The following is a 12,401-nucleotide window of genomic DNA, read 5'->3' as shown; positions in this document are numbered from 1 at the left end:
AGGAGATTTGAGTGAGACGACTGCCACGTGTAGCACTGGTGACGACTGCGGTTATATTATTGCTGTGCGCGTTAGTGCTGTCAGGGCTGCGTTTTCTTCTGCCAAATATCGACAACTATCGGCAAGATCTGATTGATTACGTTGAAAAAAAGACCGATGTAGCGGTACAAATTGGTAAAATTGAAGGGGCTTGGCAATCTTTTGGCCCTGTACTGACGTTGTCCGATGTCGTTTTACAGAATAAAACTACCGATATTACAGCGAATACTATTACGGTTGAATTAGATATTTGGAGCTCGTTATTTTCTCTGCGCTGGCGTTTTCGTGACTTAACCTTTTACCAGTTAAATGTTGATCACAAAGTCCCTTTCAGCCTTGGCGATTCCTCGGAAGGGCAGTCTTTAGATGGTATTGAAGAGCTATTTTTAAGGCAATTTGACCATTTTGTACTAAAAGAAAGCCAATTAACCTTCCTCACACCTTCAGAACAAAAAACGACGCTGATTTTGCCTGAACTTTCTTGGCTCAACGATAACGACAGGCATCGCGCTCAAGGTTTTGTTAGTCTTGAAACCATCAATAAGCAGCATGGTTATCTGCAAGTAAAGCTTGATGTGTCAGATAAAAATGGCGTGTTAAGCGACGGTATTTTTTATTTGCAAGCGGATAATATTGATATGCAGCCATGGCTTAGCCGCTGGCTACGGGATAACACGTCATTACGGGATGCAAATTTTAGCCTGTCTTCTTGGGTAACACTGAAAAATAACCGGATTGATAGCGGCCTTATTCAATTACGGCAAGGGGAAGCCAATTGGGGAACTGGCGAATTAGCGCAAAACTTGCAAGTCAATGATTTGCTTTTGCGAATGAAAAGGCAGGGAAATGGGTGGTTATTTAACATTCCTGAGCTTGATACCTTGAAAACCAATGAGTTTATCTGGCCACGAGGGAGCGCCTCTGTATTGTATTTGCCTGCCAGCAAAAAATACCAAGATAATGACCATTGGCGCATCCGTGCAAAAGATATTGAACTTGAACGTTTAAGTGAAATTTTACCCACTTTTTCCTTTTTAACGCCTGAAATGGTACAGGATTGGCAACATCGCCAACCAACTGGTGTAGTGAGTGAATTTGCGCTTGATATCACGCAAAATATGCCTGAAAACGTACAAATCAACATGGACTGGCAAAATGTTAGCTGGAAAAAATGGAAGGAGCTGCCTTCAGTTAATCACTTTTCAGGTGTTTTAATCGGTGGGATGCAAAGTGGTAGCGCCACCGTTAGCTTACAAGATAGTGAAGTTGACTATCGTGATGAATTTAAAGCGCCTTTCTCGATAAAAACGGCAACAGGTCAGTTCCATTGGGTCAATAATGCCAGTGAATTTAAGTTGTGGAGCCCATCATTAGAGCTACAAGCTCAGTCTCTTTGGGCAAATGGTGAGTTTCGTTACGCAAAAGCGAAAAAAGGAAATTATGCCGATCTCGCCATTCTTGCCGGAATCCGTTTAGATGATGCAGGGGATGCATGGCGTTATTTCCCACAAAAATTAATGGGCCAAGATGTGGCCGATTACCTGACGAAAGCGATTATTGCCGGTAGTGTAGATAATGCGACTTTAGTCTATAAAGGCGACCCTGCTCATTTCCCCTATGATAACAATGATGGGCAATTCCAAGTTTATGTCCCTTTGCGTGATGCAACATTCGAATATGACAGTGAATGGCCTGCGTTATTGAACTTAGATATGGACTTAGACTTTAGGCGTGCAGGGTTATATATGCATGCGCCAAGCGTGAAATTAGCGGATGCCACGGCAACCAACCTTGATGCCAATATCCCTGATTACACTAAAGAAATGCTGTATATCAATGCAGATATCAGTGGAACTGGAAAACAAATCCAGCAATATTTTGTGCATACCCCGATGAACCACTCAATTGGCGATACGCTTGAAGAGTTACAAATTGGGGGGGCTGTTAATGGCCAATTAGGGTTATCTATTCCATTGGTGGCGGGTAAGGATGTTGTTGCCAAAGGAAAGGTCAATCTCAATAAAAATGATTTATATATTCAGCCAATTGATAGCACTATTTCTGCTTTAACGGGCAGCTTTGAGTTTAACAATGGAGATTTACGCGGTGACAATCTGCGTGGCCATTGGTTTGAACAGCCCATTACTGTTGATTTCACCACTACAGATCAAGCAAAAAATTATTTAGTGGATGTGAATGTTAGCGGAAACTGGGCGGTGAATAAGTTGGCAATGTTGCCTGCTGAGATTAAGCAAAAGGTGTCAGGAACCACTAACTGGAAAAGCCAAGTTGCGATCACTATTCCGAATACAGCAAAAGAACCTGTTGGCTTACAAATAGACGTTAGCGCAGGGCTAAAACAGCTGAAAAGCCAGCTACCTGCTATTGATAACGCTCTATTAGCCGAACTTGGGCAAATTAATGTTCAGGCTAAAGGAACAACAGAACAGTTGGTGGTTGGTGGTGATATCGGTAAGCGCATTGGTTTTAATACTCAATGGGGGCTGAGTAGTAAGCCTTTAAGCTTATTAAAAGCCCATGTTGCTCAATGGCGTGATGGTATTCCTGAATTACCTAAAAATGCAACTTTTGTTGTTGATTTGCCACCTATTACCGATATGAACTGGGAGAAATTAGCCGGGTTGCTAGTGTCATCCCATAGCCGCGAAGGGGGGATGAATATTGGTTTACCTGATATGCTTGAGGTCAATATTCCATCAATCTACCTCGCTGGGCAGCAATGGAATGCAGTAAATTTTTCCTATGACTTACAACGGGCTGAGCAATTAGTCAGTATCAATAGTGAAAACTTAAAAGGTTCGTTACAAATCTTTGCTTCACAGCCTTGGCAGGTCGCCATTGATTATTTGTATTACAACCCTAGTGAATCCTCTAGTACTCAAATCAATGACCTTGCTACGACACAAATCGATTTTAGCCAATGGCCGCGGTTCCAGTTTCACTGTAAAGAGTGTTGGGTCGCTGGGCAGAAATTGGGGGAAATTAGCGCTAATATCCAACCTAAAGGCACTTTATTGCAACTGACAGATGGCACGCTAGATAACAGCGTCACGAAATTAAAGTTAGATGCTATTTGGAACAGCGAAAAAGGCAATAAAACACAAATTGCAGGTTCATTAACCGGTGAAGCTTTTGACGAAACGGCGGCGTATTTTGGTATATTGGTTCCCATTATCCAATCACCTTATACTATTGAATTTGATTTAAATTGGGCTAATTTGCCTTGGTCACCAGATATCGCCTCTTTAAATGGTAAAATGTCTGCAAAATTGGGCAAAGGAGCGATTGCACAAATGGGCGGTGGTCGTGCAGGGCAAATATTGCGTCTAGTCAGTTTTGATGCCCTGTTGCGTAAACTACGATTTGATTTTAGCGATACATTTAGTGATGACTTTGATTTTGACTCCATTAAAGGGGATGCGACCATTAAAAATGGTGTACTGGTTTCGAAAAATACCTATGTTGATGGTTTAGTTGCCGATATCGCTTTTAATGGTCAAATTGACCTCGTTAAACGCCAAATTAATGTTGAAGCCGTCATTACACCGGAAATATCTGCTACAGTAGGAGTAGCAACCGCGTTTGTAGTAAACCCATTTGCAGGCGCTGCCGTATTTGCGGCAACGAAAGTGCTCGGTCCACTATGGAGTAAAGTTTCCGTTATTCGTTACCGAGTAACAGGTAGTTTGGACGAGCCGAAAATTGATGAAGTATTACGTCAACTGAAGGAGACTCAAGAGTAATGAAAAATGGCAACGTTGCACTTTTGCAGTTATGTAGCGGAAATAATACTAAACACAATTTGGCGCAAATCGAACAACAGATCAAACAGTTACCAGAGACTGTTGAATTAGTACTGACCCCTGAAAATGCATTGTTATTTGCGGATGCGGCGGCTTATCGTAAACAAGCGGAAGAGCAAGGAAAAGGCCCTTTGCAAAGTGCGATCAGCGAAATGGCCAAACGTTATCATGTTTGGATTTTAATTGGCTCAATGCCAATGATTAGCCGTGAAGATCCTGAGCGTATTACAAGTAGTAGCTTATTATTTGATTCAGAAGGAAATATTAAAGCTCGCTACGATAAAATTCATATGTTTGATGTCAATATCGAAGACGAGCAAGGCACTTATAACGAGTCTGTGATTTATCAACGCGGTGAACATATTACTGTCGTTGATACACCCGTTGGTCGTCTTGGTATGACAATTTGCTATGATTTACGTTTTCCTGGTTTATTCCAAGCATTACGTGAACAAGGCGCAGAAATTATCTCTGTACCAGCGGCATTTACTCGTTACACCGGGCAAGCACATTGGGAGCCGTTATTACGTGCCCGTGCGATAGAAAACCAATGCTATATTTTAGCGCCTGCTCAAGTCGGTGTGCACGGCACACGTCGCACATGGGGGCACAGCCTTGCGGTTGATGGGTGGGGTAAAGTGATGAAAAAGAACGTGGATGCAGTCGCGTCTACGGTACTGAATATTAAAACGGACAGCTTGAGTGTCATGCGAGAGCAAATCAAAGTGGTGAAACATAACCGCTTTAGACCGCAATTGACATCCTTGATTAAAAAAGAAACCAAAGAGTAACGAATATGAGTTTAGTTTCTGTCAGCGAACATTTGCTGGCCGCCAACCGCCTTGGGCAAGAAAATCTGTATGACATTTTAGGTTTGTTATCTGAGCGCCATCTGGATTATGCGGATCTGTTCTTTCAATCGAGCTTCCATGAATCATGGGTGCTTGAAGATAGGATCATCAAAGATGGCTCTTACAATATCGACCAAGGTGTTGGTGTGAGAGCAGTCAGTGGTGAAAAAACCGGTTTTGCTTACGCAGACCAAATTTCGCTACATGCGCTGACACAAAGTGCGACCGCAGCACGCAGCATTGTGAATGAGCAAGGCTCTGGTAAATCACAAATTTTAACTAATGTTGAATATAAAAAACTGTATTCGGCAGCAGACCCACTGCAAAGCTTATCGCGGGAACAAAAAATTGATTTGCTGCACCGTGTTGACCAAGTTGCACGCGCAGAAGACCCACGTGTTATCGAGGTCAATGCCAGTTTAACCGGTGTTTATGAGCAAGTGTTAGTCGCCGCAACAGATGGCACTTTGGCGGCAGATGTTCGTCCGTTAGTGCGTTTGTCAGTCAGCGTGCTGGTGGAACATGACGGTAAGCGCGAACGCGGTGCAAGTGGCGGTGGTGGCCGTTATGGTTACGAATATTTCTTGGAAATTCACCAAGGGCAAGTGGTTGCTGAGCAATATGCACGTGAAGCGGTGCGTATGGCGCTGGTGAATTTGTCAGCGATCGCAGCGCCTGCTGGAATGATGCCGGTTGTGCTGGGTGCTGGTTGGCCAGGGGTTCTATTGCATGAAGCGGTAGGCCATGGTTTAGAAGGTGACTTTAACCGTCGCGGCACCTCTGTTTTTTCAGGTCAAATAGGCGAACAAGTGGCATCACCTCTGTGCACTGTGGTGGATGATGGCACGATAGCGGGCCGTCGAGGCTCTCTCGCCATTGATGACGAAGGGGTACCTGGGCAGTATAACGTCCTAATAGAAAATGGTATTTTACGTAATTATATTCAAGATAAACTGAATGCACGCCTGATGGGAGTTGCTCCAACAGGTAATGCACGCCGTGAATCTTATGCGCACTTACCTATGCCGCGTATGACCAATACCTACATGTTAGCAGGTACATCAACGCCAGAAGAAATTATTGCGAGTGTGGATAAAGGCATTTATGCACCAAACTTTGGTGGTGGTCAGGTAGATATCACCTCAGGTAAATTTGTATTTTCAACATCAGAAGCTTACCTGATTGAAAAAGGTAAGATTACTTCTCCTGTGAAGGGAGCGACGTTAATTGGCTCGGGTGTTGAAGCTATGCAGCAGATTTCAATGGTCGGTAATGACTTAGCACTAGATAAAGGCGTTGGTGTTTGTGGCAAAGAAGGCCAAAGTGTCCCTGTTGGTGTAGGCCAACCTACATTAAAACTGGACAAACTGACCGTTGGCGGTACCGCATAATCGTTCATGGCGATATAAACTAGGCTCTGCTCGCCCTTGTAACAACTTCTTGTCGATGTTGTGACTGGGGCGATTGTGTGCCTGCAAAGCACAAAACAACTGAGGTGTTATGAATAAACGTTTTTTACCCGTCGTATTGATGGCTATTTTGATTGTGATTAGCCTTTATTTTAATGGTGGAGATAAAACACCATCTGAACCATCCGTTAATCAAAGCAATCCACCTTCTCGTGAAGCGATAACGCCAAAAGAAACACCACAACCGATTGATAAGCTAACTGCACAAGATAACGTGGTTAGTTTTATGAAAAAATATCAAAAACTTCCCGCTTTCTATATGACGAAAAAACAAGCCCGTGAAGCCGGATGGGATGCGAAAAAAGGTAACCTTTGCGATGTGTTACCTGGAAGAGCGATTGGCGGCGACCGTTTTTCTAACCGTGAGAAAAGTTTACCCATTGCACAAGGACGCCAATGGTTTGAAGCAGACATTAATTATCGCTGTGGTCATCGCGGGGCGGACCGTTTGCTATACTCATCAGATGGGATGATTTTTGTGACTCATGACCATTATAAGAGCTTTACACAAGTCAATTAAAGGAAATACCGTGATGAGCAAACAGGTAAGCTTTGATTTTAGGCAAATAAACTCATTGAATGATTTTTATGACCAATTTGCTCAACAATTTTCCCTTCCTGATTGGTTTGGTCATAATCTTGATGCTTTGTGGGATATGGTTTCCGCAGGCATTGAGTTACCTGTAACCATCACGTTTTCACATATGAGCGCGGAACAGCGTATAAAATTCGCAGATGTTATTGATGTGATGAATGACGCACAAGACATGTGGGAAGAAGAGTTTATTTTTGCTTTAGATATAACAAAAAGCTCTAACTAATATTCCTATCACTCATGGTAAAGTCTAAATAAGATAACTGAGCTGATAGGGGTCTTTAGGATGAATAACGTTACTTGCACTGCATTTCCACTAAAAGAAAAAAAATTTCTTATTGTTCATGGTTACACGGCATCCCCTGAAAAAAATTGGTTTCCATGGTTGAAATCAGAGCTTGAAGCCTTAGGCGCTTTTGTTAACGTCCCCACCATGCCTGACTCTTTAACCCCCAACCCTGAAAGATGGCAGCAGCGCTTGCAGCATTTACCTTTTGATATTGATGAAAATACGATTTTGATTGGCCATAGCTTAGGTTGCGTTACTGCATTGCGCTTTCTTCAACATGCAGGGCAATCGGTGGCAGGTTATGTATTGGTATCAGGGTTTGACGAAGAACAGCCTACATTGCCTGAATTACAGCCTCACACCGTTGAACCATTGAATTATGACGAACTCATAAAAGTGGCAAATAATCGAATATCGATTATATCAACCAATGATGAAATTGTGTCGCCGGGGTCTTCGAAAGCATTGGCAGAGGCCTTAAAAACACAGGTTATTATTGAGGAATCTGCTGGGCATTTCCTTGATAGAGAAGGCTATACTGAGTTCAAAACACTACTTGATACGATCAAAACGCATTTTAGCTAGTTATGGTTGGTAAGAATACTAGGCACACTGGTTTTGAGTATTTCAATCAACTCTGGGTCCATATATGGGTAATCATCAGGAATATCCAGAACATGAAGCGGTTTGTATTCCAAAAGGCGGGGGAAATCTGCTTTTAAGCGGTTTTTATGTTTTTGCTCCATCACAAAAATTACATCTGCCCAGCGGATTAAATCCGCATTAACAGGGCGCTTCGCATTGCGGCTCGTTCCCGCTGAACGGGTGACCCAACTTTCATGGTTGCGCCAGATCTGTTCAGCGGTTGGACTACGCCATTGGTTTTTACTGCAAATGAATAAAATATTCACGAGTTGTTGTGTATCTCTTCAAGGCTAATACGGGCAAGCTGTATATTACTTACTTGCGGGTATGCCATACCTAATTGGGCTGCACGGATCATTTTTTCGCTACGGCCGTACATTTGTTTCCAGTTTTTTTCAGGTGTATAGCAGTCAACTAGTCGTGAATTTAGTTGATCACGGGATTTATTGATTCGAGCTTTGGCTCTGCGCCATGCTCTATTTCGGGTATTATCCATATCTTCCTCATTATTTATCGGGGGTCAGCAGCCGCGATAATACGGGTCAGAGTATGTCTAACAATGGCATGATAGGTTGTTTCGGCAGCGCTATCAACACGCTTCTGGCTTTTTCAGATTATTGCTTAATTTACAAAGAAAAATCCCCTAACCGTAGCATAGGGGATAATTCATTAAGCCATTTCAGAGAGATCTTTCAAATATTGAAAGATTTGGCGATAAGCTTTCGGCGGTTTGTTGCCTTCACGCTCTTTTTTTGCATTACGGACTAATGCACGCAGTTGTTGCCTGTCTGTTTGTGGGAACAGGGCAACCACGTCTTCAATGACTTCATCACCGCCATCTAATAAACGGGTACGTAAGTCTTCCAGTTTATGTAAAATTACCACTTGCTGGTTGTGGCGGTTTTTAAGCTTGTCCAGAGCCTCAGTAATGGGCTCAACCTCACGTGAACGTAATAACTTACCAATCAATTGCAATTGGCGGCGACGGCCTTCACGTTTGATTTTTTGGGCAAGTTCAATGGCTTCAAGTAATTGAGTATCTAACGGGATGCGTTCTAATTCACTTTTACTTAAATCAACGAGCTCAGCCCCTAACTTTTTGAGGATCTCAGCATCGCGTTTAATTTCGCTTTTACTGACCCAAATGATTTCCTCGTCTTCTTCGTCTTGCGGCGCTGGGATATCATCCAGCCAGTCATCAGGCTGTTTGGCCATATCGATTTTCCTTTTTACCGAACACAGTGGTTTAATTACGCGTAATTAATATGATTTACTGTGTTGTGAGTGTTAACATTCATCTATTATATATTGTAACTGGGAAAACCCCTCTATGACTACCTAGCATTTGCTTGTTAGGGCAGAAAATCACGTTTCCCCCACATTATTGATTGGACTAAAGCATGAGTGTAACTGAACAAGTCACCGAACAACGTAAAAAACTCGAAGAAGCCGTCGCGCACGCATTAGAATTTGCTAAAACACGTTGTGATGCTGCGGAAGTCGCAGTAAACAAAAGCACTGGGATTAGTGTAAGTACCCGCCAAGGGGAAGTCGAAAATGTTGAGTTTAACAGTGATGGAGCGCTAGGGATCACTGTTTATTATCAACAACGTAAAGGCAGTGCGTCTTCAACAGATTTAAGCCCTGAAGCTATTGAACGGACTGTTCAGGCGGCAATTGATATTGCTAACTATACCTCAGAAGACCCGTGTGCAGGGCCGGCAGACAAATCTTTGCTGGCTTTTGAAGCACCAGACCTCAATTTGTTTCAAGCGAGCGAACTTTCTCCTGAAGAAGCGATCCGCTTAGCGTCGATTGCGGAAATGTCAGCATTAAATGCAGACTCCCGCATTGTGAATACGGAAGGCGGTAGCTTTAATGGGCACTACGGGGTTCGTGTATTTGGTAACTCCCATGGCATGCTGCAAAGCTATTGTTCAAGCCGCTATTCGATGTCAAGTTGTGTGATTGCTGAGCAAAATGGTGAAATGGAGCGTGATTACGCTTATACGATTGGCCGTAGCTTAGGGGCATTACAGTCGCCTGAGTGGGTTGGGCAGGAGTGTGCTCGTCGTACTTTATCTCGTTTATCGCCACGTAAATTACCGACAATGAAAGCCCCTGTTATTTTTGCTGCAGAAGTGGCAACAGGCCTATTTGGTCACTTAGTTGGTGCCATTAGTGGCAGCAGTATTTACCGTAAATCTTCTTTCTTACTCGATAGCTTAGGAAAGCAAATTTTACCAAGCTGGCTAACTATCAATGAGCAACCCCATTTAATGGGCGGGTTGGCGTCATCACCTTTTGATAGCGAAGGCGTACGCACTTGTGAGCGCAATATTGTCGAAAATGGCGTTTTGCAAACGTGGTTAATGACCAGCTATTCTGCAAGAAAATTGGGTTTACAAAGTACTGGGCATGCTGGAGGCATCCATAACTGGCGTATTGCAGGGCAAGGGCTTTCATTCGAAGCATTGCTGAAACAAATGGGAACAGGGCTAGTCGTTACTGAATTAATGGGACAAGGGGTTAGTGGTATCACTGGTGATTACTCTCGTGGGGCTTCAGGTTTTTGGGTCGAAAACGGTGAAATTCAGTATCCTGTGAGTGAGATTACCATTGCTGGTAACCTAAAAGAGATGTGGGCGAATATGGTTACTATCGCTGATGATATTGAAACTCGCAGTAATATTCAGTGTGGTTCGGTACTGATCCCAGAAATGAGTATTGCCGGGGAGTAGGTTTCTACTCTGCCCATTTAAAGGCAACAAAAAAGGCACTCAATTGAGTGCCTGAATATGTCAGAGGACTTACCTGAGTTTTTTAAATAAAACTTTTTTCGCTAAGCCTTCCTTAATTCAGCCGTTATCGTTATTAACGGTGGAACTCACCAGCCGCTTCTGGCTGATAAACGATTTCCAGTACGCGAACACGCGTTTGAACACCGTTTGGCAGTTCCCAGCTGATTTCATCGTTTACATGCAATCCCAACAAAGCTGCCCCAATCGGTGCCATAACAGACAGCTGCTCTGCACTATCTTTCAGGGACGCAGGGTAAACTAAGGTGCGTGTGCGTTCTTCGTTGCTGATTAAATCCAAAAAGCGAACGGTACTGTTCATCGTGACCACATCCGCAGGGATCTCTTGCGGGCTTAAGATATCTGCACGGTCAAGTTCATCATTGAGCGCTTCGGCAACTGGTGTGCCCGCATAAGCCGGCTGTTCCATCAGTGCATCTAAACGTTCAGCATCTAAATCATTGATAATAATTGTTGGCTTTGTCATACCACACTCCAATAGAGACATACAAAGCAAACACCCCCCACCCATAAGGTAGGGGGTGTCGCTAGAAATAAGTTTGTTTAAAATATTAGGCGCTATACGCTTTAAAGGGAAGAGATCATGATCACGATCTCTAAGCCTGCCTAGATAAAAATCTACTGATTGATATTATCAGTAGCTAGCTTGAAACTCAGCTGCTTTTCATCAGCGATATCAGCTATTCTTCATCAAACCTGTTTTCGAATAGGTTGATAATTGCGGACAAGGCCTGGTTTTCATCTGGGCCGCTAACTTCGATATCAATCTTACTGCCTTGTTCTGAGTCTAACATCAACATCGCAATAACGCTATCGGCCTCAGCCTCAATTTGATTATTATTACGCAAAATAACTCTTGAGTTAAATTGTTTAACTAAATCATAGAGTAACATAGCAGGCCTTGCATGCATTCCAAGCCGATTTTTGAGCGTTATTGTGGCTTTTACTGTCATTGCTGTTATTTGCGCTTTTCCAATGTTCTGTGGCGTGACTGCACGTTTTTACCACGGGAACGGAAATAGTCGGCAAGTTGCTCTGCGACATACACGGAACGGTGTTTACCTCCCGTACAGCCAATTGCAACAGTTAAGTAGCTACGGTTATTGGTTTCTAACATCGGCAGCCATAATTCTAAATAGCTACGAGTTTGATAGATGAAGTTATGGACTTCAGTATGCCTATCCAAGAATGCAGCGACTGGCCGGTCAAGGCCTGTCATCGGGCGCAATTTCGGGTCCCAGTGTGGGTTGGGTAAAAACCGTACATCGAATACATAATCGGCATCAATAGGAATACCATGTTTGAAACCAAAGGATTCAAACACCATTGTCAGTTCACGCTCACGCTTGCCCATCAAACGTGTTCTTAGCATTTCAGCTAATTCATGAACGGACATTTCAGAAGTATCGATGACTAAATCAGCACGAGAGCGTAAAGGCTCAAGTAACTCATTTTCTTCATCTATTGCGCTCTCAAGTGAAAGATTTTTACTTGAAAGTGGGTGCAACCGACGAGTGTCACTGTAACGGCGAATAAGCGTGTTGCGGTCAGCATCTAGAAACAACAATTGAGGAGAGAAGGTTGAAGGCAATTTATCAATCGCTTCTTCGAAAATCTCTGGATTATCGGGCATATTACGCACGTCGATACTAACCGCTGCTGAAATGTTACGATCAGCCAGTGAATTCGCTAACTCCGGTAGTAATACAACCGGTAGGTTATCTACGCAATAGAAACCCATATCTTCCAGCGCACGTAAGGCAACGGATTTCCCCGAACCGGAACGGCCGCTGACTATCATCAGCACCATGAGCTTGCTCCCTTTTGTTTCCTAATAATGAGTTTCTTGAAAAGCAGTACTTGCCAATTA

At 43.3% G+C, this 12,401-nt stretch carries 13 protein-coding genes; 7 read left to right on the top strand and 6 right to left on the bottom strand.

The annotated features are described in order from the left end of the window. Positions 1 to 11: 11 nt before the first annotated feature. From yhdP to P3L40_RS18305, 6 genes are all read left to right on the top strand, one after another. A complete protein-coding gene (gene yhdP / locus P3L40_RS18330) occupies positions 12 to 3,803 on the top strand; it encodes an AsmA2 domain-containing protein YhdP (RefSeq protein WP_210853256.1) in 3,792 nt (1,263 codons plus the stop codon). Next, positions 3,803 to 4,654 carry a deaminated glutathione amidase gene (gene nit1 / locus P3L40_RS18325; protein ID WP_210853258.1) on the top strand — a complete coding sequence of 284 codons (852 nt, stop codon included), beginning with the start codon at positions 3,803 to 3,805 and terminating at the stop codon, positions 4,652 to 4,654. The genes yhdP and nit1 overlap by 1 nt, the downstream gene beginning before the upstream one ends. A gap of 5 nt (positions 4,655 to 4,659) precedes the next feature. After that, positions 4,660 to 6,105: a metalloprotease TldD gene (tldD, locus tag P3L40_RS18320; RefSeq protein WP_110591211.1), complete on the top strand. Its 1,446-nt coding sequence runs from the start codon at positions 4,660 to 4,662 to the stop codon at positions 6,103 to 6,105. 109 nt (positions 6,106 to 6,214) lie between these two features. Then, on the top strand, positions 6,215 to 6,703 hold the full coding sequence (locus tag P3L40_RS18315) for a ribonuclease domain-containing protein (protein ID WP_094961510.1): 489 nt from the start codon (positions 6,215 to 6,217) through the stop codon (positions 6,701 to 6,703). Between the two features lie 13 nt (positions 6,704 to 6,716). Then, a complete protein-coding gene (locus tag P3L40_RS18310; protein WP_004258345.1) occupies positions 6,717 to 7,004 on the top strand; it encodes a barstar family protein in 288 nt (95 codons plus the stop codon). A gap of 60 nt (positions 7,005 to 7,064) precedes the next feature. Then, the gene (locus tag P3L40_RS18305; protein WP_196725313.1) at positions 7,065 to 7,652 is read left to right on the top strand and encodes an RBBP9/YdeN family alpha/beta hydrolase; all 588 of its coding nucleotides are present in this window, start codon (positions 7,065 to 7,067) and stop codon (positions 7,650 to 7,652) included. Here P3L40_RS18305 and P3L40_RS18300 read toward each other — a convergent pair. From P3L40_RS18300 to yjgA, 3 genes are all read right to left on the bottom strand, one after another. Continuing rightward, the gene (locus tag P3L40_RS18300) at positions 7,649 to 7,978 is read right to left on the bottom strand and encodes a low molecular weight protein tyrosine phosphatase family protein (RefSeq protein WP_004258336.1); all 330 of its coding nucleotides are present in this window, start codon (positions 7,976 to 7,978) and stop codon (positions 7,649 to 7,651) included. The two genes, P3L40_RS18305 and P3L40_RS18300, sit on opposite strands and share 4 nt — an antisense overlap. Continuing rightward, positions 7,975 to 8,208: a hypothetical protein gene (locus P3L40_RS18295; protein WP_094961512.1), complete on the bottom strand. Its 234-nt coding sequence runs from the start codon at positions 8,206 to 8,208 to the stop codon at positions 7,975 to 7,977. The genes P3L40_RS18300 and P3L40_RS18295 overlap by 4 nt, the downstream gene beginning before the upstream one ends. Positions 8,209 to 8,381: 173 nt before the next feature. Further along, on the bottom strand, positions 8,382 to 8,927 hold the full coding sequence (gene yjgA / locus P3L40_RS18290; protein ID WP_004258329.1) for a ribosome biogenesis factor YjgA: 546 nt from the start codon (positions 8,925 to 8,927) through the stop codon (positions 8,382 to 8,384). A gap of 185 nt (positions 8,928 to 9,112) precedes the next feature. Here yjgA and pmbA point away from each other — a divergent pair, with 185 nt between their 5' ends. Then, the gene (gene pmbA / locus P3L40_RS18285) at positions 9,113 to 10,453 is read left to right on the top strand and encodes a metalloprotease PmbA (protein WP_004258326.1); all 1,341 of its coding nucleotides are present in this window, start codon (positions 9,113 to 9,115) and stop codon (positions 10,451 to 10,453) included. Between the two features lie 133 nt (positions 10,454 to 10,586). Here pmbA and rnk read toward each other — a convergent pair whose 3' ends face one another. From rnk to rapZ, 3 genes are all read right to left on the bottom strand, one after another. After that, on the bottom strand, positions 10,587 to 10,997 hold the full coding sequence (gene rnk, locus P3L40_RS18280; protein ID WP_004908251.1) for a nucleoside diphosphate kinase regulator: 411 nt from the start codon (positions 10,995 to 10,997) through the stop codon (positions 10,587 to 10,589). 214 nt (positions 10,998 to 11,211) lie between these two features. Further along, the gene (gene npr / locus P3L40_RS18275; RefSeq protein WP_004258320.1) at positions 11,212 to 11,484 is read right to left on the bottom strand and encodes a PTS phosphocarrier protein NPr; all 273 of its coding nucleotides are present in this window, start codon (positions 11,482 to 11,484) and stop codon (positions 11,212 to 11,214) included. A gap of 5 nt (positions 11,485 to 11,489) precedes the next feature. Continuing rightward, complete coding sequence (rapZ, locus tag P3L40_RS18270) at positions 11,490 to 12,341, bottom strand: RNase adapter RapZ (RefSeq protein ID WP_004258318.1); 852 nt, start codon at positions 12,339 to 12,341, stop codon at positions 11,490 to 11,492. Between the last annotated feature and the right edge of the window lie 60 nt (positions 12,342 to 12,401).

Source organism: Providencia sp. PROV040 (genome assembly GCF_032706145.1).
GTDB lineage: Bacteria > Pseudomonadota > Gammaproteobacteria > Enterobacterales > Enterobacteriaceae > Providencia > Providencia hangzhouensis.
Note: the sequence above shows the minus strand (reverse complement) of the source record. Positions and strands in the feature narration are given on the sequence as shown.